Annotated in this window: 19 protein-coding genes; 17 read left to right on the top strand and 2 right to left on the bottom strand. The window is 51.5% G+C overall.

The window, feature by feature from the left end; all coding sequences use genetic code 11:
- The first annotated feature begins 65 nt into the window (after positions 1-65).
- The gene (locus tag M1L66_RS24350) at positions 66-2,579 is read left to right on the top strand and encodes an FAD-dependent oxidoreductase (RefSeq protein WP_434688662.1); all 2,514 of its coding nucleotides are present in this window, start codon (positions 66-68) and stop codon (positions 2,577-2,579) included.
- Positions 2,580-2,696: 117 nt separating this feature from the next.
- Here the strand turns inward: M1L66_RS24350 and M1L66_RS24345 are convergent, their stop codons facing one another.
- Positions 2,697-3,065, bottom strand: coding sequence for a YkvA family protein (locus tag M1L66_RS24345; RefSeq protein ID WP_187024082.1), 369 nt, complete (start codon positions 3,063-3,065; stop codon positions 2,697-2,699).
- A gap of 232 nt (positions 3,066-3,297) precedes the next feature.
- On the opposite strand from M1L66_RS24345, the gene M1L66_RS24340 reads away from it, so the two are divergent.
- The 11 genes from M1L66_RS24340 (at position 3,298) to M1L66_RS24290 (ending at position 14,474) form a co-directional block, all read left to right on the top strand.
- Positions 3,298-3,984 carry a rubredoxin gene (locus M1L66_RS24340; protein WP_434688661.1) on the top strand — a complete coding sequence of 229 codons (687 nt, stop codon included), beginning with the start codon at positions 3,298-3,300 and terminating at the stop codon, positions 3,982-3,984.
- 4 nt (positions 3,985-3,988) lie between these two features.
- Positions 3,989-4,480 carry a 4Fe-4S binding protein gene (locus M1L66_RS24335; protein ID WP_187024734.1) on the top strand — a complete coding sequence of 164 codons (492 nt, stop codon included), beginning with the start codon at positions 3,989-3,991 and terminating at the stop codon, positions 4,478-4,480.
- Between the two features lie 96 nt (positions 4,481-4,576).
- Positions 4,577-5,599: an aldo/keto reductase gene (locus M1L66_RS24330; protein WP_434688660.1), complete on the top strand. Its 1,023-nt coding sequence runs from the start codon at positions 4,577-4,579 to the stop codon at positions 5,597-5,599.
- Positions 5,600-5,691: 92 nt separating this feature from the next.
- Complete coding sequence (locus M1L66_RS24325) at positions 5,692-6,339, top strand: peptidylprolyl isomerase (RefSeq protein WP_187024732.1); 648 nt, start codon at positions 5,692-5,694, stop codon at positions 6,337-6,339.
- Between the two features lie 314 nt (positions 6,340-6,653).
- Entirely contained in the window at positions 6,654-8,201 is a 1,548-nt protein-coding gene (locus M1L66_RS24320; protein WP_434688659.1) for a helix-turn-helix domain-containing protein, read from the top strand.
- Positions 8,202-8,336: 135 nt separating this feature from the next.
- Positions 8,337-9,749 carry a L,D-transpeptidase family protein gene (locus M1L66_RS24315; RefSeq protein WP_434688658.1) on the top strand — a complete coding sequence of 471 codons (1,413 nt, stop codon included), beginning with the start codon at positions 8,337-8,339 and terminating at the stop codon, positions 9,747-9,749.
- Positions 9,750-10,068: 319 nt separating this feature from the next.
- Entirely contained in the window at positions 10,069-10,833 is a 765-nt protein-coding gene (locus M1L66_RS24310) for a nucleoside phosphorylase (protein WP_187024729.1), read from the top strand.
- The gene (locus tag M1L66_RS24305; RefSeq protein ID WP_187024728.1) at positions 10,826-11,428 is read left to right on the top strand and encodes an ECF transporter S component; all 603 of its coding nucleotides are present in this window, start codon (positions 10,826-10,828) and stop codon (positions 11,426-11,428) included. Before M1L66_RS24310 ends, M1L66_RS24305 begins: the two co-directional genes overlap by 8 nt.
- Before the next feature lie 33 nt (positions 11,429-11,461).
- Positions 11,462-12,235, top strand: coding sequence for an energy-coupling factor transporter transmembrane component T family protein (locus M1L66_RS24300; protein ID WP_025529967.1), 774 nt, complete (start codon positions 11,462-11,464; stop codon positions 12,233-12,235).
- The gene (locus tag M1L66_RS24295) at positions 12,226-13,947 is read left to right on the top strand and encodes an ABC transporter ATP-binding protein (protein WP_434688657.1); all 1,722 of its coding nucleotides are present in this window, start codon (positions 12,226-12,228) and stop codon (positions 13,945-13,947) included. Before M1L66_RS24300 ends, M1L66_RS24295 begins: the two co-directional genes overlap by 10 nt.
- Positions 13,947-14,474: a transcription repressor NadR gene (locus tag M1L66_RS24290; RefSeq protein ID WP_117632029.1), complete on the top strand. Its 528-nt coding sequence runs from the start codon at positions 13,947-13,949 to the stop codon at positions 14,472-14,474. Before M1L66_RS24295 ends, M1L66_RS24290 begins: the two co-directional genes overlap by 1 nt.
- A gap of 206 nt (positions 14,475-14,680) precedes the next feature.
- On the opposite strand, the gene M1L66_RS24285 is transcribed toward M1L66_RS24290, so the two are convergent.
- Positions 14,681-15,175 carry a hypothetical protein gene (locus tag M1L66_RS24285; RefSeq protein WP_434688656.1) on the bottom strand — a complete coding sequence of 165 codons (495 nt, stop codon included), beginning with the start codon at positions 15,173-15,175 and terminating at the stop codon, positions 14,681-14,683.
- 269 nt (positions 15,176-15,444) lie between these two features.
- On the opposite strand from M1L66_RS24285, the gene M1L66_RS24280 reads away from it, so the two are divergent.
- The 5 genes from M1L66_RS24280 (at position 15,445) to M1L66_RS24260 (ending at position 23,451) form a co-directional block, all read left to right on the top strand.
- On the top strand, positions 15,445-16,365 hold the full coding sequence (locus M1L66_RS24280) for a DegV family protein (protein WP_187024726.1): 921 nt from the start codon (positions 15,445-15,447) through the stop codon (positions 16,363-16,365).
- Entirely contained in the window at positions 16,362-16,952 is a 591-nt protein-coding gene (locus M1L66_RS24275) for a hypothetical protein (RefSeq protein ID WP_434688655.1), read from the top strand. The genes M1L66_RS24280 and M1L66_RS24275 overlap by 4 nt, the downstream gene beginning before the upstream one ends.
- On the top strand, positions 16,942-18,600 hold the full coding sequence (locus M1L66_RS24270) for a GH3 family domain-containing protein (RefSeq protein WP_434688654.1): 1,659 nt from the start codon (positions 16,942-16,944) through the stop codon (positions 18,598-18,600). The genes M1L66_RS24275 and M1L66_RS24270 overlap by 11 nt, the downstream gene beginning before the upstream one ends.
- Positions 18,593-21,112, top strand: a complete 2,520-nt coding sequence (locus M1L66_RS24265) for an HD domain-containing phosphohydrolase (RefSeq protein ID WP_187024723.1) — start codon at positions 18,593-18,595, stop codon at positions 21,110-21,112. The genes M1L66_RS24270 and M1L66_RS24265 overlap by 8 nt, the downstream gene beginning before the upstream one ends.
- 602 nt (positions 21,113-21,714) lie before the next feature.
- Positions 21,715-23,451 (top strand): L,D-transpeptidase family protein, encoded by a 1,737-nt coding sequence (locus M1L66_RS24260; RefSeq protein ID WP_434688653.1) that lies wholly within the window; start codon positions 21,715-21,717, stop codon positions 23,449-23,451.
- The last annotated feature ends 80 nt before the right edge of the window (positions 23,452-23,531 follow it).

Below are 23,531 nucleotides of genomic sequence, written 5' to 3'. Positions count from 1 at the left end.
ACGGAAATGATTTTTCATCCCCGCTATAATTACCTCATGATAAATACAGAGAGGTGAACCATGCGATGGGAAATAAAACAGTAATTATCGGAGGTGTGGCGGGCGGAGCCACGACGGCGGCCCGCTTAAGAAGGCGTGATGAAAAGCGGCAGATCATTCTGCTGGAGCGCGGGGAGTACATCTCTTACGCGAACTGCGGACTTCCTTACTATATAGGCGATGTGATAAAAAACAGGGATTCCCTTCTTTTACAGAAGCCGGAGGTCATGAAAGCCCGGTTCGATATCGATGTGAGGACTTCGAGCGAGGTGACGGCCATCCATACAGACAGAAAATCCGTTGAAATCAAGGATAAGAAGACAGGGGAGGCGTACGAGGAATCGTACGATGATCTTGTCATAGCCACAGGATCATCACCGCTGGTACCGTCTATTCCGGGGATTGACGGACCGGATATTCACACTCTGTGGACCATACCGGACACGGATCAGATCAAGCAGGTGCTGGTGGAAAAGAAGCCGCGGCGTGCCGCTGTCATCGGAGGAGGCTTTATCGGCCTGGAGATGGCGGAAAACCTGGTCCATGCAGGGGTGGAAGTGACGCTGATCGAGATGCAGAACCAGGTGATGGCGCCTCTCGACCCTGAGATGGCGGAACTGCTTCATGAGAATCTGACCGCAAACGGTGTCAGACTGGTTCTGGGAGACGGTGTGTCCTCGTTTGAGCGGGAAAACGGCCATACGGTCATCAGACTGGGAAGCGGCAAAACCGTAGAAGCGGATATGGTGCTTTTATCCATCGGTGTACGCCCCAACAGCAGCCTGGCGAAAGAGGCCGGGATTACCTTAAATCCGCGCGGCGGCATTGTGGTGGACTCTCATTTGAGAACTTCTGCGGATCATGTCTATGCAGTGGGAGATGTGATCGAGGTGGAGCACTACGTTCTCGGAACAAAGACGATGATTCCGTTAGCGGGGCCGGCCAACAAGGAAGCGAGAATCTGCGCCGATATTCTGGTGGGAGACGAGAAGGAATACAAAGGAACCATGGGAACCTCGGTCGCCAGAATCTTTGACTATACGGCGGCGCTCACCGGCGTGAACGAAAAGACGCTTAGATCCATGGGAAAGGTGAAAGGGACGGATTATGAAACCGTGCTGATTAACCAGAAATCTCATGCGGGCTACTATCCGGGAGCCGTTTCCCTGATCCTGAAGCTGATATTTGGCATGAACGGAGAGATTTACGGCGCGCAGATCGTGGGGCAGGATGGGGCCGACAAGCGGATTGATACCATTGCCTCGGTCATGAGGATGAAAGGATCTGTCAGCGATTTAGAGGAACTGGAGCTGGCCTACGCTCCGCCCTATTCTTCGGCCAAGGATCCAGTCAACATGCTGGGATTCACAGCAGAAAATGTTTTAAATCATTACGTATCATTTATGAGCTGTGACGATCTGGACCGCCTATCAGCCTCTGGGACGGAGGGAGATCGTCCGCTGGTCCTCGACGTAACCGAAGAGGTGGAGCGGATGGTGTACCATATACCGGGTTCGTACCACATTCCTCTGGGACAGCTTCGGAAACGCCTGGGAGAGCTGGACCGGGAGAAGCAGATTGTCGTATACTGCGCCATTGGAGTCAGATCGTATAACGCGGCAAGAATCCTTTCACAGAATGGATTTGAAAATGTGAAGGTTTTGGAAGGCGGTATTTCCTTCTATAAGTCCATGCATCACCGCGATTTCGAGGAAAAGGACCGGGTAGAACCGGATCAGGGAGCGCTGATGGGGAAACAGGTGGCAGAGCAGGTGGAAGAGAGGGAAGTGATGAGAAAATCCGTGAAAATTGTAGACTGCTGCGGCCTTCAATGCCCAGGCCCGATCATGAAGGTTCATGAATCGATCGGTAAAATGGAAGATGGCGATATTCTGGAGGTCTCCGCCACAGATATGGGATTTTCCCGCGATATCGCATCCTGGTGCAGACAGACCGGCAACACCCTGGTGGGGACAGAACGGAAGGGGCAGGAGAGCATCGTTCTGATCCGTAAGGGAATGGAGAACCGGGACGCCGAACAGGAGACGAATCCCGCCGCTTTTCCCGCACCTAAGGGAAAAACGATGGTAGTATTTGACGGCGATATGGATAAGGCGCTGGCTGCATTTATCATTGCCAACGGCGCAGTCGCCATGGGAAGTCCGGTCACCATGTTCTTTACCTTTTGGGGGCTCAATATCTTAAGAAAACCGGAGAAACGCAAAGTGGAGAAGTCTCTGATTGAAAAGATGTTCGGAGCCATGATGCCGCAGGGCGCCGGAAAGCTGAAGCTTTCTAAGATGAACATGGGAGGTATGGGAACCAGAATGATGAAGAAGGTCATGGCAGATAAAAACGTGGATTCCCTTGAAAAACTGATGAACCAGGCCATGAAAAACGGTGTAAAGCTGGTGGCGTGCACCATGTCCATGGATGTCATGGGAATCCGGAAGGAAGAAATCATCGACGGCGTGGAGTTTGCCGGTGTGGCGACGTATTTGGGGGATGCGGAAAATTCGAATGTAAACCTTTTTATTTAACCTGTTTATTCTCGCGGGGCAGCGGGCCAAACGGACACAATGGCGTGTCCGTTTGACCCGCTGTTCGGCGATCTTCTCAAATATATGTTTATTGTCTGTGAGTGACAGCTTATTGGCTTAAAGCCAAAATAATTGGATTATTAACCATAATATTATAATCCAAAGCAGAATAATAGGTATTGAATAATACCATTTTTCAGGCTTCCCATCTTTCCACATATCTTTTGCCATATCAGTATTTCTTTCCCACACATTTTGAGGAATTAGTTTAATCGTTAATAGAATCAATGCAGGCAAAATAATAATATCATCGAGATATCCAATCATTGGAATAAAATCGGGAATCAAATCAATGGGCGAAAGAGCGTATACAACTGTGATACCGGCAAAAATCTTTGCAAGTATAGGCGTCTCCTTATCTTTCAAACTCAAAAAAACAATTGGAATATCCTGTTTTAACTTCTTTGCCCGCTCTTTTAATGTCATATTATCTCCCATACCAATTCTAAACAACCGAATCTTTTTTGCTGCTTCAAATTTATAAGGTTGATTATACAACATTATGTCCATAGATGAAAGCAGGATATGAAAGAAAGTGTTGTAAATAGTAATAGTTACTAATATTGTGACAAAGTCACATACCACGCTGTAAAAAAATGGTATACTTATCCCATATAAGGCAGACAGCAAAGCCTGAAAAGAAAAGGGGGTCATGCGAATGAAGAAATTCATATGTAATGTGTGCGGCTACGTATACGACGAAGCCGCTGGTATTCCCGACCGGGGGATTGCGCCGGGGACGAGATGGGAGGAACTGCCATCGGACTGGGTCTGTCCGTTGTGCGGCGCTCCGAAATCCGCCTTCCGTGAAAAGAAAGAGGAAGAGCCAAAGGCAGCTGCACCGGAGCCGGCTGAGAAAACCGGCGATGACGATGGGGAAGGGGCCGATGAACTCAGGGAACTGTCGTTTGGAGAGCTGAGCGCGATTTGTTCGAATCTGGCAAAAGGCTGTGAGAAACAGTATCTTACCGAGGAAATGGAGCTCTTTTTAAAACTGGCCGGCTATTTCAGATTGAAGGCGGCGCCGGCAGATGCGGAGAATACGGGAGAGCTGCTGACAATGGTTTCAAAGGATCTGGAGACGGAATATCCTCACGCGGAAGCGGCCGCGGGGGAGAGTGGGGACCGCGGTGCCAAGAGGGCTCTTGTCTGGAGCGGGAAGGTCACCAGAATGCTGGAATCCCTGCTGGAGCGTTTTGAAAACGGGCAGGGAGCATTTTTAGAGCATACGAAAGTCTTTGTCTGCGATATCTGCGGATTTGTCTACATTGGCGACGAGGCTCCGGCGATATGTCCCGTGTGCAAGGTCCCGAGCTTAAAAATCATGGAAGTACAAAGGAGGTAAGTATATGCATGCAGTAAGAAATATCAGATTATGTACAAAAGACTGTCTCTGCCTTTACGTCTGTCCGACCGGGGCAACCGATACGGAGACCGGCCAGGTGGATGCCTCCAAATGCATCGGATGCGGAATCTGCGCCAATGCCTGTCCGTCGGGAGCCATTTCCATGGTGCCGGAGAAATATCCCCCTCAGCAGAAGAAAGAAGAGAGGACAAGAGAACAATTAAATAAGCTGGCGGTCAGCAAGGTGAAGCAGGAAGCTATGGCCGCGGCAATTGGCCGCAAGACACCGGATCCGATAGTGAAGCAGTTTGCCGCAGCTTTGGAGCGGTCCAACCGGCTGATGGCAGAGGACTTATACCGCGAGGCGGGATATATGCTTCCTCAGAGCCGGAATACCCATGAGCTGCTTTCGTCCATGGTGTCAGATAAGCTCCCGGCAGACTTCCCGAAGGACGCGGCGGAGAGGCTGCTGGAACTGCTTAATGTGAATGATTGAGATTTTATCCTGAAAAATGTACCCTTGGCCATAACAGTGTGATACAATTTATAGAAATGAAACAGAATCTATTTGTATACAAAGGAGAGAGTGGATATGGTGGAGGTAACACTGGGAAGAACCATGATTACGGTGAACAAGAACGGCTTCGGTGCGCTACCGGTTCAGAGGGTTTCGGTGGAAGAGGCGGGGAGGCTGTTAAAAAAGGCGTTTGATCATGGAATTACATTTTTCGATACGGCCAGGGCCTACAGTGACAGTGAGGAAAAGCTGGGACTGGCTTTTGAGGGGATTCGTGAAAAGATATTCATTGCCACGAAGACAGCGGCAAAAACGGCGGAGGAGTTCCGGCGGGATTTAGAGGAGAGTCTGCGGCTTCTGAAGACGGATTACATAGATCTTTACCAGTTTCATAATCCGGCAGTCTGTCCGAAGCCGGGAGACGGCAGCGGTCTTTACGAGGCGATGCTGGAGGCAAGGGAGAACGGGAAGATCCGTCACATCGGCATTACCAACCACAGGCTGAATGTGGCGGCCGAGGCTGTCGCATCGGGTCTTTATGAGACGCTGCAGTTTCCATTTTCCTATCTGGCGTCTGAAAAGGAACTGGAGCTGGTGGAAGCGTGCAGGAAGGCGGACATGGGATTTATCGCGATGAAGGCGCTGTCAGGAGGACTCATCACCAATTCCGCCGCGGCCTATGCCTATCTGGCAAAGTTCGATCATGTGCTGCCTATCTGGGGAATCCAGCGGGAAAATGAACTCGATGAATTTCTGTCCTACATCGGGAATCCGCCAGTAATGACAGCGGAACTGGAGGCGGTAATCGAACACGACAGAAAGGAACTGCTCGGGGAGTTCTGCCGCGGCTGCGGATACTGTATGCCGTGTCCCGCCGAGATCGAGATCAACACATGCGCCCGGATGTCGCTCCTGATCCGCCGGTCGCCTTCTGCGGGCCATTTAACGGAGGCGTCACAGAATATGATGATGAAGATCAAGGACTGCCTGCACTGCGGCCAATGCAGCAGCAAATGTCCCTATGGCCTGGATACGCCGTCCCTTCTGGAGCGGAATCTAAAGGATTATGAGGAGATTCTGGGCGGAAAGGCTTACTAGGACACAAGAAATTCATTTGATATTTTTCCTATACGGCTTTATAATATGATACGTTAGCAGAGAACACGATATTATGACAGGAGAGATGAATTATGAAAAAACGTATCATGCTGCTTATGGTTCTGGCAGCGGCCGTACTGGCCGGATGTTCCGGAAAAGCGGGCGCGGCAGACCAGACAAAATCCGCCGCCGCCGCAGAGACATCTGCGGAGGAGACAAAAACAGACGAAGGTACTGCGGAAGCAGCGAAGCATCATGTAAAGATTCAGGTAAAGGACTACGGTACCATTTCAGTGGAACTCGACCCGACGTACGCCCCGATTACCGTCGAGAATTTTCTGTCTCTGGCAAAGTCCGGCTTCTATGACGGACTTACGTTTCACCGCATCATCGACGGCTTTATGATTCAGGGAGGAGATCCGCTGGGTACAGGGCTGGGCGGTTCCGATACCACCATTAAGGGTGAATTTTCCAGCAATGGAGTGGATAACCCGCTTTCCCATACACGCGGAGCCATTTCCATGGCGCGTTCCCAGGATAAGAACAGCGCAAGCTCCCAGTTCTTTATCGTACATCAGGACAGCCCCCACCTCGACGGTGATTACGCGGTGTTCGGCTACGTGACGGACGGGATGGATATCGTTGATAAGATCTGTGAGGACACGAAAGTGACAGACAGCAACGGAACGGTGGCAAAGGAAAATCAGCCGGTGATTGAGAGCATTGAAGTCGTAGACTGAGACGTAATTGGCAGAGTGAGACTCAAGCAGCAGGGAAGCCTTAAATTTGATTGGCTAACCTGCTGCTTTTTCAGATGAATACTCCCTTTAGAGTCATTTAATTGTCTGGATTCCATGGTTTCATATCAAATTCGGGTACACAGCAGGCGAAAATCCGTAATTCTACTGACAGTCGGTTGCTATATTTCCCCAAATTTTGTACACTGCACTTGCTGAATCACGACTGGAAAATGGTTCAGGCCTGTTGCACTCCACGAATCTGGCGTACAGCATTGTTCAGGCATGTTCTGATAAAGCAGGAAAAGAGGGAATTTATGGATAATGAGAAATTTGGGCAGTTTGTACGGTCCATGCGAAAAGAGAGACAGATGACACAGCAGCAGTTAGCAGAACGCCTCCATCTGACGGATAAAGCGGTATCTAAATGGGAGCGGGGGCTGAGCCTTCCGGATATATCAATGCTGGAGCATCTGGCAAGGGAGCTTGACGTCAGCGTGGTGGAACTTCTATGCGGGGAGAGGAAGGAGGAGAATATCCGGAAAGACGCCGTGGAAGAGCTTCTGGTGGACACTATGAGCGATTCCCTGAGAAAAGAGAAAAGGGTGCGAAGGCGCTGTTTGATACTTTTAGCCACCGTGATGGTTCTGGCTGTTCTGACTGTTTTCTATGGAAGGACCGTGATTAACTTTGCGCTGGACCGGTTTTCAGAAAAATTCGAGACGTCGTACCATACCAGCGAGTTCGAGATTGTGAGGAAGAGAGACCAGAAACCGGAGGGCTGTTTCATTTATAAAGAGCCTGCCGGACAGTTCAGGAACAACTATCATGTGATGGAGATCACAAGCGACGGAAGTATCCGGGAGTTGTTTATATTGGAAGAGACGGGGATGGATTTGGACCGGTCGCCTCTTCTTAAAATGGAAGATGACTGCCTTTACGTCCTGTTTGACGGCATGGACAACGAGGACCGGACGGAGCGGGTCTATCAGGGGTCTATCGGGGCGGATCCCCAGGGATTTCTGCCGCGTCTGTTCCGGTACGATTTTCAGTCGGGGCAGGTGAAGGCGGTGCCTTTGCCCGATGAGAAGCACTCACTTCTCATAGATGCATTTACGTATCAAGGAGAACCTGCGGCCGTCACGCAGAAGTTCAAGGGGCTGCTGTTCGGCATCAATCTGGGATTTTATAAAGGAGACCGGCTCTGTATATCGGCAATGGATGCCGCGGATGGGCAGCAGGGGACTTCTGTGCAGTGGAACCGATACTTTGAAAATCTGACAAAGGACGGCGGGATCCGGTCAGCCGGATGGCTGGATGGGGACTCCTACTATCTCGCAGCTCCAGACGGAATCAGGGAGCTGGATCTCAAGTCAGGAGGCACAAAACTGGTGAAGGAGATGAATCTGCGGCTCTGCGGGCGCGCGGAGCTTAAGAAGACGGCGCTGCCGGAAGGCCCGGAATGGGCGGTAGTATGTTCCATGGCGGAAACGGTGGGGGAGTATGGCTATCCGCAGGAATGGAAGACGGTTGTCCTGGGGTTGGACGAGTCTTTTGAATCTATGGGCCAAGTGGAACTGCCTCTGTATGCGTCTGCCGTGGAATGGGGGAAAACCAGCGTTATGATATCCGACGGGGGAGAGGAGTTTCAGAGTATACTGGTGGACTTAAAGTCCATGACGGGCCAGGAGGCGGTCCGCGCCGGACGCGGGGAACTGAAGAGCAGCCTGTATGGAGCATCCTGGCAGCAGAGGAATCCGTACCGGACAGATGCGCTGGAGGAAAGTACCATTCAGTGGGTCTATTTGGAGGGCAGCGGGGAGTACCGTCTGTCCGGGACGGAAAAGGGAATAAAAGAGAAATAAAATATTAAGTAATTCTTACATTTAAAAAAGGGGTTGTACTTTTACCCCATATGGTGTTAAGGTATAGAAAGAGCAGACGGCGGTAGTTTTTAACCGGACGGCGCTCAATTCTTAAAAGGTTTTAAGGTAAGGTGAATGAGTATCAGAATGAAGAAAACAGGAATGCTTGTAAGAGGTGCCCTGCTGGCGGCAGTATTTATCGTAATGTCGGCACAGGCTGTACTGGCAGATGACACGACCAGATTCGTACCGGGAACAAAGGTAAACGGCATCGGGATCGGCGGACTTACCGTGGATGAAGCGAAAACACAGATAGAAGGCTTTTACAGTGCAGATTACAAGTTGACGATAAAGGAGAAGGATGGTAAGACTGAGACTTTAAAGGGCGGCGACGTCGGATACAAGGCGGCGGCCCCGGAAGGACTCTCGGACATTCTCGACGAACAGAACGCCTCGGGGCGTGTGTCCGGACCTTCGGCGGACAATTCCCACAGCGTGAATATGAGCGTACAGTTTGATGAAGGAACTCTGACGAATGCGGTGAATGGACTTTCCTGTATCAGCGGGTCAGATATCGTAGTGACGCAGAATGCCCATATTACGGCATATCAGGAGGGAACTCCCTTTACGATTATCCCGGAGGTGCAGGGGAACAACGTGGATAAGGAAAAGGTTCTGGCTCTTATCAGGGAAGCTGTGAAATCAGGCAGCAGTGAATTGGATTTAGTTGCAACCGGCTGTTATGTGACTGTCAGTGTAACCGCGGAGGACGCGGCGCTTAAGGATCTCTGCGACACCATGAACCGATGCAGGGACATGGTTATTACGTATCAGTTTGGAGAGCAGACAATAAAGCTCGAAGGTGAAACCATCTGTACCTGGATTCTCGGAAGCACCCAGGAGGGGCTTGTGGATGTGAATTACGATATGGCTGCGGCGTTTGTAAAATCCATGGCAGATCAGTTTGATACGGCCGGAAAGACGCGGGCATTCCATACGACAACGGGAAAAGATTTGAATCTTACCGGCCCCTATGGATGGCAGATTGACCAGGCGGGCGAGACGGCATCGCTGATCGCCATGATCCGGACCGGACAGAGCCAGTTAAGGGAACCATTATACAGCAAGAAGGCCCAGGACAGGACCACGGACTGGGGAAAGACGTATGTGGAGATTGATTTGACGAACCAGCATGTCTACATGTATCAGGATGGGAATCTGGCCTGGGATGCGCCCTGTGTGACGGGGAATGTATCCAAGAATTATACGACTCCGGAGGGGATCTACAGTCTGACCTATAAGCAGACGGACAGAGTGCTCCGCGGCGAGAAGAAGGCAGATGGCACATACGAGTATGAGAGCCATGTGGATTACTGGATGCCGTTTAACGGAGGCATCGGACTCCATGATGCCAGCTGGCGAAGCAAATTCGGCGGCACTATTTACCAGTACGGCGGAAGCCATGGCTGTATCAATCTGCCTTCGGGAAAGGCTAAGACTCTTTACGATATGGTTTACACCGGTATACCGGTTATCTGTTATAATTAGTTGAGTAGAATATTTTTTATAATATTAAAAAAAGTCCGGGCCTGCCGGACACGCTGACGGTCGGCGTGTTTGGCAGGCCCGGACTCTTTATTCTGCCTCGCGGCATTCCGCCGAACGCAGGTAAGAGAATCTCAAAGAATGAACTGTCTTGTCAGCTGCCATTTTGATTGACAAGACAGATGGATTATGGTAAATTTAAACAAAAGGGCAGTACTGTTTTTGGCGAAAGTGTCAGAGTGATGAAGGAAGTACAGCCATTTCCGAACGTGATAACAGATAACAGATAACAGAAATGAGAAATAAGAAGGGAGATGGGAACATGGATGAGATCATGCCTCATATCAGGCTGTCAAGGGAACAGGCCGCGGACTATGTGCTTCTGCCCGGGGACCCGCAGAGGCTGGACCGGATTGCGGAGTGCCTTGAAGAGGCGGAAGAACTGGCTTATAACAGGGAATACCGGAGCCTGAGAGGCGTCTACAAGGGCGTTTCGGTTATGGCGGTATCCACGGGGATCGGCGGAGCGTCCACCACCATAGCGGTGGAGGAGCTGGCGAGAATCGGTGCGAAGGCGATGATCAGGATCGGAAGCTGCGGTGCTTTAAAAAAGGGGATCCGGCTGGGGGACTTAATTCTCGTAAACGGCGCCGTGCGGGATGACGGTGCCTCGGTCACGTATGTGGACAGTATTTACCCGGCCATACCGGACACGGAACTGTTAGTGGCATGTATGGAGAGCGCAGAGGAGCTGGGAGCGAAGACCCATGTGGGAATCGCCAGGAGCCATGACAGCTTTTATATCGATGACGAGGAGGCGGTCAGCACCTACTGGGGAGAGAGGGGCGTGCTCGGCTCCGATATGGAGACGGCGGCGCTGTTTGTCGTCGGAAGGCTGCGGGGCGTGAGGACGGCCTCTATCTTAAACACGGTCGTGGAGTGGGAGGATTCTCTGGAGGAGAACATTAACAGCTATACAGGCGGAGAGTCCGCCATGATGCAGGGGGAACGGATGGAGATTCTTACAGCGCTTGAAGCGTTTGTACGAATAGATAAAAACAAACAGGGAGGCAATTCGTATGAGTAATATTTTTAAGACCAAATTGAATGCAGCATGTATCGTTCTGATTCCGGCCTGTATCGGAATCAACTATTTAGGGAAGCTGTTCGCGTCAGTCCTAAAGCTGCCGTTATGGCTGGATTCCATCGGAACCTGTATCGGCGCGGTGCTGGGAGGTCCGATCATCGGAGGAATCTGCGGCGCGGCGAACAACTTAATCTACGGCTTTACCACAGGCGATTCCATCACCCTGGTCTATGCGCTGACCAGCCTCGGTATCGGCGTTTCTGTCGGAATCATGGCAAGGCTCGGACGCATGAAGAAGCTTTCCGGCGCTGTTTTAACGGCATGCGTGGCCGGATTTGTGGCAGTTCTCATCTCCACACCGCTCAACATCCTGTTCTGGGGCGGTACTACCGGCAACCTCTGGGGCGACGCGGTATTCGCATGGTCTCAGGCTTCCGGCCTTCCGGTAGCTCTGGGCTCCTTCCTGGACGAGGTGATTGTCGATGTTCCGGATAAGCTGATCACACTGCTAATTGTGTTTGCCATTATCAAGGGACTGCCGAAGAAGCTGACCTCCCTCTATGAGATGGGCGATGAGGTGGAAAGCCTCGATTAATCATGAAATTTTAAATGAAGGATGGAGCGTTTTATGAAAAGTATCAGCCTTTTTGTGGACAAAGATACGTATTTGACCAGGCTGCATCCCTTTGCCAAGATGCTTTACATCGTGGCGGCCATCAGTGTGCCCTTAATCACGGGCACACTGTGGATGTTCGGCGTGTTTATCGCAGTCAGCCTGGGACTGCTCATCAGCGGAAAAATCATTAAAAAGGTCTTTCCGCTGATTGCTTTTTCGTTTACCATCATTATCACGGTCTTTCTGATCCACGGTCTGTTCAACCGGGAGAATCAGAATGTCCTGGCGGCCTTAGGGCCGCTTAAGTTCTATAAGGAAGGGCTTCTCTACGCTTCCAGGATCGGGCTTAACATCTTAAACATGCTTCTGGCGTTCGCCATGTTTGTGCTGACTACGAAGCCGGCCACCCTGGTGGATGATTTAGAGCAGGCGGGCTTTTCCCCGCGTTTCGGATATATGATCAGTTCCGTGTTTCAAATTATTCCGCAGATGATGGGAACGATGAATACCATCATGGATGCACAGCGGAGCAGAGGGATGGAGACGGAAGGAAGCCTGTTCGTGAGGGCGAAGGCATTTATCCCGCTGATCTCTCCGGTGGTAAGCAGCTCTCTCATCAATACCAGGGAGAGGGCCATCGCGCTGGAGGTGCGGGGCTTTGATTCGAAGACAAAGAAGACATTTTTAAGCGATCACAAGATCAAGGGGCGCGACAGGGCATTTATGGTTCTGATGGTCCTCCTGATTGCAGGTTCTATCGTATGGAGGGTGATAAGATGGCTCTGATTGAAGTGACAAATTTGAAATACCGTTACCCTCATACGGAAAAGCTGGCGCTGGACGGCCTTGAATTTCAGGTCGAAAAGGGCAGCTTTATCGGGATTGTCGGTGAAAACAAGGCTGGCAAGAGCACACTCTGTCAGGCTCTTGTTGGCCTTGTACCCACGATGTTCAAGGGCGCTTATGGCGGTAAGATCGTGATCGACGGGCAGGAAGCGGCCAAAACACCGGTGGCGCTGCTGTGTCAGAAGGTGGGACTGATCTTTCAGAATCCATTTAACCAGCTTTCCGGGGCGAAGGATACGGTATTTGGAGAAATTGCCTTCGGCCTGCAGAATTTAGGCGTGCCGCGGGAGGAGATCGTGTGCCGGGTGGAAGAGAATTTAAGGCTGCTCGACATCGAACAGTACCGCGACAGGAACCCCTTCGATTTATCGGGAGGACAGACGCAGAGAGTCGCGATCGCCAGCATTCTGGCCATGCAGCCGGAGATTATCGTGCTCGACGAACCGACCTCCCAGCTGGACCCTCAGGGAAGCGAGGAGGTGTTCCGGGTGGTGGATAAGCTGTCCAAAACCGGAATTACCATCATTATGGTGGAGCATAAGATGGAAAAACTGGCCTCCTACTGCGATAAAATCCTGCTTCTCCACGATGGGAAACAAGTTGCGTACGATACGCCGGAGAAGATATTCTCCAGAGATGACTTAGAAGAACTGGGCGTGGAAGCGCCGGTGTTTACAAGAGTCTGCCGGAAGCTTTCCGTGTGCAGAAAAGAGGAGGGAAAGCGCCTCTATCCGGTGACGATGGAGCAGACCATGGCCTTGCGGGATCAGTTTCCGGCGGGGTTAAGCGGAAAGAGAGTGGGGGCAGAAAGACTGCCGGCTGCCGCCGAAAGAATGTCCGGGGAAATCTTCCGTATAAAGGACCTGTCGTTCCACTATCTGGAGCATGTGCCTGTTTTGGAAGGCCTTGCCATGGAACTGGATACGAGACCCACGGCGGTGATTGGCCAGAACGGTGCCGGCAAGACGACGCTGGTCAAGTTGTTAAAGGGGCTTTTGAAGCCGGTTTCCGGGTCAATCCTGTTTGGTAATGAGGATATCTCGGAGCGGACGGTGGCGCAGCTGGCCAGCAGTGTGGGGTATGTATTCCAGAATCCGGATGACCAGATCTTTAAAAACCGTGTGAGGGACGAAGTCATGGTGGGCCCCCTTAATATCGGCATGAGCCGGGAGGCGGCGGAAAAGCGGGCCAGAGAAGCCCTTTCCATGGTAGGACTCTTAGATGCGGCGGAAGAAAATCCCTATGATCTGGATTTATCAGAGCGGAAGATGGTGGCAATCGCCTCGGTTGTGGCCATGGATACACAGGTCCTGATTCTGGATGAGCCGACCATTGCCCAGGATGCCAGAGGACGCGCAGTCATAGGATCAATTGTAAGAAAACTGAGTGATTCCGGAAAGTTTGTGCTGGCGATTCTCCATGATATGGATTTCGTGGCGGAGTATTTTGAGCGGGTTATCGTGATGGCACACGGAAAGGTGCTGGCCGATGGACCGAAGGAGTCCGTATTTTATGAGGTAGACGCCCTGGCGGCTGCAAAGCTGGAACAGCCCCACACAGCGGCCCTCTGCCGGAAACTGGGGTATGAGGGGGCATTTATGACAGTGAATGATATAAACGACAGAAAAGATGGGACTGCGGAACAGGAGTGATGGATCGAGTGGACGGAGATAAGAGAAGACAGCAGATCATGGAGATACTGAATCAGGAGACGTCTCCCGTGTCCGGAGCGGAGCTGGCGAAGCGGGCGGGAGTGAGCCGTCAGGTCGTGGTTCAGGATATCGCCCTTCTGCGGGCCGAGAATAAGGAGATCATGTCCACAAATAAGGGATATGTTCTCTATAAACCCCAGCAGGGGGCAGAGAAGGCGCGCGTCCGCGTCTTCCGGGTGAATCACGATACGGAGCATATGCTGGACGAGCTTCAGACGATCGTGGATTACGGAGGAAGAATTCTGGACGTATCTATTGAACACGCACTCTACGGCCAGATCAGTGTGGATTTAATTATCAACAACCGGCTGGATGCGCTGGAATTCGTGAATCAGATGGCGATGAGCAGGGATCAGCCGTTAAAGGCCCTGACCGGCGGCTGCCATTACCACACGGTGGCCGCGGATTCGGAAAAGAATCTGGATATGATAGAGATGGAGCTCCAAAGAAAGGGATATCTGGTCTAGACCGGATATCCCTTTTTGACAGCCGGCGGCAGCCTTCAGGCTACTAGTACAGCATTGCGCAATTAACAGTGAATATAGCACCCGCTATCTGCGTCAGGAGCACGCCCACGAAGCTAACCGTAGGGTCCACTACGCCGTCGCTTCGTGGACGCACACCTGACGCAGATATCAGGCACTCTATTCACCATTAATTACGCAATGCTGTACTAGCTGCAGAATACAATGATCTTTTCCGGCGTGGTCATGGCCGGGATACTGCGCGTGGTGGTACTGTAGAGTACCAGCAGGTAGTGATTCGCCGGTGTGCCGTAGTAGATCTGTCCGTTGGCCATAAGTACTTCGGTCCCGCCTCTTTCCGACAGGTTTAATTTGAGTGTCGCATCTGAATTAACCAGATTTTCGTCAAAATAGTCGAAGGCGGCAAAGAGGCCGTCATCCGTCTCTGCAATCAGGACTGCGTGATAGCGGGGCGGATAAATGAGTGGGGTGGGGACCGAACTGTCATAGAATGCGACAATGGGGTCTCCGGGCTTTAACGTCTCCTGGCCTTCCACATAGGTGAGGGGGGTGACAGTAAAGGTAACAGGGCCGATATCCTGCGTCATGACGAAAAATAAAAGGGTGCAGTCCTGCGTGCCGTCTGCTGTCTGCATGGGGGTGATGGAGGTGATGGTTCCATAAACCGGTGTAAACTGTGCCATGTGATATTCCTTATGCATACACTTTCTATTTATCATATGAAAGGGGACGGCGATGCGTGAAACGGAATAAATATGAAAAAATTTCAGGTTACAAAAATATTTAGAAAATATCTAAAAATAGCGAAATGTGACTAAAATTTTGTCAGATATCGAGTAAATTACAATGGACAGGTTGTGATAGGTTTAGTATAATGGAAGTGTCGCGTAAATATTTTCAGTCTTTTTGTGAGATGCGTGACAGCTGTATACGGAGGAGAGGAGAATCAGACATGGAAAACAGCAGGTTTGCAGTGATCAGTGACAGCTCCTGTGATTTACCCGATGAGCTGACTGCAGCGAAGGAGATCACGGTGGTGCCGTTCTATGTTTCTTTTGACGGAGAAACCTATAAAAAAGAGGGAACGGAAATCGGCATCCGCGAATTTTACCGGGAGATGGTGGAGCAGCCCGGTGTATATCCCAAATCTTCCATGCCGTCGATCCAGGATTATGTCGACGTATTTCAGCCGTTTGCACAGGCGCACATTCCTGTTCTGTGTATCTGCATCACGACGAAATTCAGCGGTTCCATGCAGTCCGCGCTGAATGCGAAGGAGATGGTGCTGAGCCAGTATGAGGATGCGCAGATTGAAGTGATAGACGCAACCGTGAACACCGTACTTCAGGGGCTTTTTGTGCTGGAGGCCGTCTCGATGAGAGAGGAAGGGATGACCCTTTCGGAGGCCGTGGCGGCACTCGACGAGATCAAGGAGAGCGGCCGGATTTTCTTTACGATCGGAAGCATGGATTATCTGCAGCACGGCGGAAGAATTGGGAAAGTGGCCGGAGCTGCGGCTTCTGTGCTGGGGATCAGGCCCATCATTACCCTGAAGCAGGGAGAGATATTTCCAAGCGGAATATCGAGGAGCAGGAGAAAATCGATCGATAAGGTGATCGTTCTTTTGCTCGATTATTTGAAGGAAAACGGGCGGCCCATAAGCAGCTACCGGTTTACCATAGGCTTTGGCTATGACCGTGAAGAGGCGGTTTTATTTAAGGAACAGGTGCTTTCAGCGCTCAGAACCGGGGGGTATGAGATGGAAGATGCCTGGATCAACCAGATTGGTGCGACGATTGCCGTTCACACGGGGCCGTATCCGCTGGGAATCGGAATTATCAGACGTCATAAAAAAGAAAGGCAGGGAGAATGAGTTATCTTGCAGCAGGCGTGATTGCTTTTGGTATGTTTTTACTCTATGATCTGAACAGCTTTACCTGGAAAAACCGCATTCTGCACACCTTTTTCCTGATCGGGAACGTGATTCTGCTGGCGTCTACGGCAGCCTGTTTCATCACACTGATCCGGGCGTACGGAGCGCCGGTCTGGAGAATTGTGATTTTTGGTGCGCTGGCCGTGAGCCAGGCAGCACTGCTGATCTACACACTGTTTTTTGCATTGCCGTTTGAGAAAACGTATACCAGGCTGGAAGAAAACCCGCCAGTGTACACAGAGGGCGTTTATTCCCTCTGCAGACACCCGGGGGTGGTGTGGTTTTTCTTTCTGTATCTCTTTCTCGCCCTCTTAACCGGGCAGAGACTGATGATGGCTGTGTGTATCTGTTACAGTGGGCTCAATGTTTTGTATGTCTGGTTTCAGGACCGGGTTACATTTAAAAGAACGCTTTCAGGCTATGAGGCGTATCAGAGGGAAACGCCATTTCTGATACCCACCGGAAAGAGTATCAGCAAATGTGCCGGGTACTTCCGGACAATGGAGGAGGACGGGGATGAAATTTGAAGAAAAACTGAAGGAGCGTAAGGATTGGGAGCTCTGGAAGGAATACTGCGGTTTTCTGGATTTAACCATAGATGAGTTTATGGCGATTCAGAACCGGCTTATGCTGGAACAAATTCGTAAATGGAGGACCAGCGGGATCGGTAAGACGATTTTGAAGGGCAGGAATCCGGAGACGATCGAAGAGTTCCGGAAAATGGTGCCATTAACCTCTTATGAAGACTATGCGGACAGTCTGTCCTTAAAGGACAAATCCATACTTCCGGACGATCCTGTGGTTTGGATTCAGACGACGTGGGAGGGCGGAAGGCATACGATCAAGCTGGCTCCCTATACCCGGAGCATGCTGGAGACGTACCAGAATAACATGCTTGGCTGTCTGATGCTGTCCACCAGCAGCGGGCGGGGAGACTTCGATGTCAATCCGAAGGATACCATTCTCTACGCGCTTGCACCACTTCCCTATGCGACGGGAATCTTCCCTCTGCTTCTCAACGATGCGATCAGCATCGAATTTCTTCCACCGGTCAAGGAAGCCCAGAAGATGTCGTTCAGTGAACGGAATAAAAAGGGCTTTAAAAAGGGCTTAAAGAAAGGGATTGACTTCTTTTTTGGCGTCGGAAGCGTCACGTATTACGTCAGTCTCAGCATCGCGTCTCTCGGTTCCGGTCATAAAAGCGGAAGCGGTTCGAGAGGCGGAGACGGAAAAAAGAAGATTTCCATCAGTCCTGCTATGGTGGTCCGGCTGCTTAAGGCGAAGCATCTATGCAGGAAAGAGGGGAGAGACTTACTTCCAAAGGATTTGTTCCGTCTGAAGGGTTTTATGTGCGCCGGAACGGACAACCGCCTCTACCGTGACGATTTGGAGAAGCTGTGGGGCGTGCGCCCCATGGAGATATTTGCCGGAACGGAGCCGACGTGTATCGGAACGGAGATCTGGAGCCGGGACGGCATGTACTTTTTCCCGGATGCCTGCTTTTATGAGTTCATCCCGGAAAAGGAGATGGAGCGGAGTCTGGCGGATCCCTCCTATGAACCGCGTACCTGCCTCATGAACGAGGTGGAGGAGGGCGAGAAGTACGAGCTTGTGATCTCGGTGCTGAAGGGCGGCGTCTTCATGCGTTACCGTGTGGGGGATGTCTATCGATGCATCGCCCTGGAAAATGAGCGGGATCAGGTTCGATTCCCCAGATTCGAATACATAGACCGGATTCCAACGGTGATTGATATCGCCGGATTTACAAGAATCACGGAGAATTCCATTGGCCGGGTCATCGGCCTGTCCGGACTGAAGGTGAAGGACTGGGCGGCGGCCAAGGAGATTACGGAGAATAAGCGGCCATTTCTGCACATGTATGTGGAGATGGAGCCGGAGTGCCTGTTTTCATCTGCCGTAACCGTCAACATATTAAAGGAGCACATGGGGGTCTATTTCAAATACGTCGACGAGGACTATAAGGACTTGAAGAAGATACTCGGAATCGACCCTCTGGAGATCACGATCCTGCGGTGCGGTACGTTTGATACGTATTACCGCGGGGGCAAGGAGAAGATGCGGCGGATCAATCCTACCCAGTATGAGATCGGAGAGCTTTTAAAGAGTCAGGAACTGGTTTCCGCTTTTGGAAGGAGGCCTGAGAGAAGTGTATAACTACTCATTTATCTCTGTGACGGCTCTGTTTTGCTACATGATCTTATTTGTGGCGTTCATGGCCGCGCAGAAGACGAAAATCATCCACTCATTTCTGGTAGTGCTGGCCGCGTTTTTACTGTGGACAGGCGGTTCTCTCGCCATGCGTATGGAGCTGTGGCCGGGAGTGGAATTCTGGTTCCATTTTTCCATAGTGGGCCTGATTATTCTGCCCTTTACGTTTTTTAACTTTATCTATGCGCTGGTGGATTCGGATGACACCATCCTGTGGTGGTCGTGGTTCATACTGGCGGTGATTAATAATGTGGCCAACATCAAATGGGGCTTCTATATTCCATGCCCGGAGGTGATAAGGCTGGCTAACGGATCTGCCGGATTCGTGTACCATATCGGCTGGCCCATTATTATCCTGTTTATCACCATGTCGTTTCCGATCATCCATATGTTTTACCTGGTGCATAAGTCGTACAGGAAGAACACGGTGGAACGAAATCAGCTGAAGCCAATCTTTGCAGGAATCGTAATTCTGTTTATCGGCCATGCCGGAACTCTGGTGCCGGTGTTCCGCGGATTCCCGACAGATGTCCTTTCAGGCATCATTAACGCAGGATTCATGTTCTATGCATTATATAAAAAGCATTTATTCCGGCTGACACTCCTGGTTTCCAGAGGAGTGGTTTACGGAATCAGTACGTTGCTGGTGGCACTGCTGTTTGCCAATTACATCAATCCGCTCCAGGAGTTTATTCAGAGGAAGATGCCAGTATTTGCGGGAAGCAGCCTTCTGATCGTGGCGGTGTGCTTCGCGCTGGTTACGTTCTTGCTTTCATCGGTGGTGAAGACATTTATCGATATTCTGTTTACTAAGGGGGAACTGGTCCAGACGGAGAATTTAAAGAAATTCAGCACAGCAGTGTCAAAGAGCCTTGAGGTGGCAGATATCGTGGAGGAGATTTCGACGGTTATCCAGGAGACGCTGGCGGTAGAGACTATCTATATCTGTCTGGCCGACCAGGCGGGAAAGGATTATGAGACGGCGCACCGGTCCCGTCCCATCAGCGGCGTAAACATTACCATACGGGGGGACAACCCGATGGTGGAGTGGATGCGCCAGAACAGGCGGTGTATCCAGATATCGGAATTCCGCAGGACCGTGCTTTTTAAGTCCATGTGGGAGGAGGAGAAGCAGCTGATCCGGGAACTGGGAATCCAGTGCATGCTTCCGCTGCAGGATGAGGAAAGCCTGGCTGGAATCGTGCTTCTGGCCTCTAAAAAGAAGGGGAAATCCTACGGCTACGATGATTTGAATTTCCTGGAATCAGTCAGTTCCATAGCGTCTATCGCGGTCCGCAACTCCAGGCTGTATGAGAAGGCCTGCATGGAAGCCCGGACGGATGAGCTGACCGGGCTTTTAAACAGGAAGTATTTCTATGAGCTTTTGAATCAGCAGTATGAGAAGAAGCCGAACAGGGAGCTGGCTCTGATCATCATTAACATCGATGATTTTAAGCTGTATAACCAGCTCTACGGCATGAAGGAGGGGGACGCTGCCCTTCAGAATGCGGCGAAGATTATCAGCGCCACAGTGGGAGAGCGCGGTTATGTGGCCCGCTACAGCGGAAAGGAATTCGCGGCTGCGCTGCCTGATTTCGATGTGCTGGCGGCCAGGAATATCGCAGAATCTATACGGATGCAGATTTTAAATATGAACAAGAGGGCCACGGATTACGCCTTAAAGGTGTTGACTGTGAGCTGCGGGATCTGTACCATCCCATATTCAGCCAGCAATATCAAGCAGCTGGTGGAGAACGCGGACATGGCTGTATTTTCCGTGAAGCGGAAGGGGAAAAACGGCGTCATGGTCTATGACATCGGATCCCACATCGACGGAAATGCAAAGGGCGGTGAACCGCTGGTGAGAGAGGAGGTCTATACCTCGTACCAGTCTACCATCTATGCGCTGACCGCCGCTATTGACGCCAAGGACCATTATACCTTCAGCCATTCAAGGCATGTGGCGGAGTACGCGGGGATTCTGGCGGAAGAGTACGGCATGAGTGAAGACTTTATCGAGCTGGTGAGGGAGGCCGGGCTTCTCCACGATATCGGAAAGATCGGGATCCCGGAACATATTTTAAACAAGCCCGGAAGGCTGGAGCCGGAGGAGTATGAGACCATGAAGGGACATGTGGAAGCGGCTATTGGCATCATCCGGAACCTTCCGTCTCTGGATTACGTAATACCGGCTGTTATCGGCCACCATGAGCGGTATGACGGCAAGGGTTATCCAAGGGGAATCGCGGGAGAAGATATACCGCTCTCCGCAAGAATTCTCTGCATTGCGGATTCTTTTGACGCCATGGTGTCAAAAAGGTCCTACAAGGACCGCTGCTCCCTGGAATTTGCCATGGAGGAGATATTGAAACAGGCCGGAAGGCAGTTTGATCCGCAGCTGGCGCCGCTGTTCGTGGAGGCGGTCCAGAAGGGGAAAATCAAACCCGAAGAGGAGTAAGGGTGGCTTCGCGCACAGAAAGGTTCTTCCCCGCCTCCAGGTGCGTCCTGGCACAGGGGGAGTTGATATCCCGCGTCTGCCTTGCTTCCTGCTTGCCATAAAAATGAACGTGACTGTCGGACACATAATGCGTGTGTTCGCCAGTCACGTTCATTTTTATGACTAGTGCCTCCCGGCGTAAATATGTCGGTATATAGCATCTGATATCCGCGTCAGGTGTGCGTCTGCGAAGCGACGGCGTAGTGGGCGCTGCGACTAGCTTCGCAGGCGTGCACCTGGCGTGGAGAGCGGGTGCTATATGCTGGCGTATTTACGTCGGGAGGCACTGGTATTCAGATGGCGGCACACTGGGATATCAACTCCCCCTGTGCCGGGACGCACCCGGAGGTGGGGAAGAACCTTTCTGTGCGCGATGCTTTGAATTTAGAAAAAGCGAAAAGGTAAAAGTTGTAAGCGGGGGATTGAAAAAAATTTGTTTTTATATGAGAGAGGATCGTAATAAAAATGTCATAAAATCTTATCAGAAAAGGGTTGGACATCATGCATGGCCATGCGTTATAATAAACACATTAACTAATTGCTAGTAAAGAGGTAGGAATTAAATGGAAAGAGAAAAACCACGCAGCAGAAAGAAAAAGCGGCTGGGCGTAAAGTTCTGGGCAGCTGTCTGCGGCGGTATCGCAGTGGCGGCGGCCGCCACGGTTACCGTGTTGTACATACAGACGGGAAAGCAGTATCGTACTGTGTTTTTCCCAAATACGACTATTAACGGCATTGATGCGTCGAAGAAGACTGTGGATGAAGTGAAGCAGCTGATCGCTTCGGGCATCGACGGATATACGTTGACCATCAAGGAGCGGGGCGGCGCAGAGGAAGTGATATCGGGCGATGAGATCGGCCTGGAATCGGTGTTTGACGGCAGCCTTGAGAGGCTTCTGGAGGAACAGGAGCCCAACGACTGGTTCCGCCATCGGAAGGCGACTCAGACTTTTGAGATCGATACTATGATCCAGTTTAGTGATGAGAAGCTTACGGGCGTGGTGGATGCGCTGAACTGCTTTGATGAGACGCAGGTGGTGAAACCACAGGATGCTGTGATGTCAGAGTATGTGTCAGGCCAGGGATATAGTGTGATTCCTGCAGTAGAGGGAAGCGAACTGGATAGAGACAAGGTGATGGCCGGTATCGCGGAGGCGGTAAACGGCTTACAGAGAGAGCTGTCCCTGGAGGAACTGGAGGCCTACGTGAAGCCGGGAGTTCCCAGTGACGACGCAGAGCTCCTCGCCCGCGTGCAGGCGCTTAATAAATTTGTGAATGTCAGAGTGACATATACCTTTGGAGACAGTCGGGAGGTGCTGAGCGGCGATACTATCAAGGACTGGATCGGCATCGGTGACGATGGAAACGCTTATGTCAGCAGCGGAGCGGTCACGGAGTATGTGAAGAGTCTGGCCTCCAAATACGATACCTATAATAAGGCAAAAACTCTTAATACCTCCTACGGAAAGACCGTTAGGATTACGGGTGGAAGCTATGGCTGGAGAATCGACCAGTCCGCGGAGGCGGATGAACTGGCAGCTATAATCCGTTCAGGCGAGAGTCAGACGAGAGAACCGGTCTACAAGCAGAAGGCGGTCAGCCATGGGGCCAATGATTATGGCAGCACCTATGTGGAGATCAACTTGACGGCGCAGCACCTTTTCTATTATAAGGACGGCAGTCTTGTGGTGGAATCTGACTTTGTGTCGGGTAATGAAGCCAAGGGCTGGGCGACTCCGGCGGGAGTTTATCCCCTGACCTATAAGCAGAAGGACGCGGTTTTAAAGGGCGAAGATTATAAGACGCCGGTGGATTACTGGATGCCGTTTAACGGCGGGATCGGTCTCCATGATGCGACATGGCGTTCCAGCTTTGGAGGCACGCTGTATAAGAACGGCGGATCTCACGGCTGCGTCAACCTGCCTCATTCCGTAGCACAGAAGATATTTGAGAACATCTCGGCGGGGACTCCGGTACTCTGTTACCATCTGGAGGGAACCGAGTCGAAGACCACCTCAACACCGGCGGGCAAGCCAATACAGCCGACGACCGCGGCCCCGGAGACAACGGCGGCCACCACTCCGGCGGCTACTACCCCGGCAGCTACAACGGCGTCTCCCGAGACCACGGCCCCGTCTGAAGCTCCTGCGCCCAAGCCAACAGAGAGCCAGACCGCGGCCCCTACAAAGGCCCCGGAGACGGAAGCTTCGACTACGGCGGCTTCACCGGAGAGCGGAGAGAAGGGACCTGGAGTACCAACTGGGAGTTCAGGGAATAAAGAGATTGGACCGGGCGTTTGATGACGCCTAGCGGAAGATGCGACAAAGGGATTTATGCTGTGAAAACTTTCAGAGCATGAAGAAAGGACCTGTCAAAATCT

The organism is Hungatella sp. SB206 (genome assembly GCF_051132295.1).
GTDB lineage: Bacteria > Bacillota > Clostridia > Lachnospirales > Lachnospiraceae > Hungatella > Hungatella effluvii.
This window is presented reverse-complemented; position numbering and strand designations above follow the sequence as displayed.

Excerpts from the sequence above, each read along its gene's own strand:
- M1L66_RS24350 (WP_434688662.1), top strand. The coding sequence starts at position 66 with ATGGGAAATAAAACAGTAATTATCGGAGGTGTGGCGGGCGGAGCCACG.
- M1L66_RS24345 (WP_187024082.1), bottom strand. The coding sequence starts at position 3,065 with ATGACATTAAAAGAGCGGGCAAAGAAGTTAAAACAGGATATTCCAATT.
- M1L66_RS24340 (WP_434688661.1), top strand. The coding sequence starts at position 3,298 with ATGAAGAAATTCATATGTAATGTGTGCGGCTACGTATACGACGAAGCC.
- M1L66_RS24335 (WP_187024734.1), top strand. The coding sequence starts at position 3,989 with ATGCATGCAGTAAGAAATATCAGATTATGTACAAAAGACTGTCTCTGC.
- M1L66_RS24330 (WP_434688660.1), top strand. The coding sequence starts at position 4,577 with ATGGTGGAGGTAACACTGGGAAGAACCATGATTACGGTGAACAAGAAC.
- M1L66_RS24325 (WP_187024732.1), top strand. The coding sequence starts at position 5,692 with ATGAAAAAACGTATCATGCTGCTTATGGTTCTGGCAGCGGCCGTACTG.
- M1L66_RS24320 (WP_434688659.1), top strand. The coding sequence starts at position 6,654 with ATGGATAATGAGAAATTTGGGCAGTTTGTACGGTCCATGCGAAAAGAG.
- M1L66_RS24315 (WP_434688658.1), top strand. The coding sequence starts at position 8,337 with ATGAGTATCAGAATGAAGAAAACAGGAATGCTTGTAAGAGGTGCCCTG.
- M1L66_RS24310 (WP_187024729.1), top strand. The coding sequence starts at position 10,069 with ATGGATGAGATCATGCCTCATATCAGGCTGTCAAGGGAACAGGCCGCG.
- M1L66_RS24305 (WP_187024728.1), top strand. The coding sequence starts at position 10,826 with ATGAGTAATATTTTTAAGACCAAATTGAATGCAGCATGTATCGTTCTG.
- M1L66_RS24300 (WP_025529967.1), top strand. The coding sequence starts at position 11,462 with ATGAAAAGTATCAGCCTTTTTGTGGACAAAGATACGTATTTGACCAGG.
- M1L66_RS24295 (WP_434688657.1), top strand. The coding sequence starts at position 12,226 with ATGGCTCTGATTGAAGTGACAAATTTGAAATACCGTTACCCTCATACG.
- M1L66_RS24290 (WP_117632029.1), top strand. The coding sequence starts at position 13,947 with ATGGATCGAGTGGACGGAGATAAGAGAAGACAGCAGATCATGGAGATA.
- M1L66_RS24285 (WP_434688656.1), bottom strand. The coding sequence starts at position 15,175 with ATGGCACAGTTTACACCGGTTTATGGAACCATCACCTCCATCACCCCC.
- M1L66_RS24280 (WP_187024726.1), top strand. The coding sequence starts at position 15,445 with ATGGAAAACAGCAGGTTTGCAGTGATCAGTGACAGCTCCTGTGATTTA.
- M1L66_RS24275 (WP_434688655.1), top strand. The coding sequence starts at position 16,362 with ATGAGTTATCTTGCAGCAGGCGTGATTGCTTTTGGTATGTTTTTACTC.
- M1L66_RS24270 (WP_434688654.1), top strand. The coding sequence starts at position 16,942 with ATGAAATTTGAAGAAAAACTGAAGGAGCGTAAGGATTGGGAGCTCTGG.
- M1L66_RS24260 (WP_434688653.1), top strand. The coding sequence starts at position 21,715 with ATGGAAAGAGAAAAACCACGCAGCAGAAAGAAAAAGCGGCTGGGCGTA.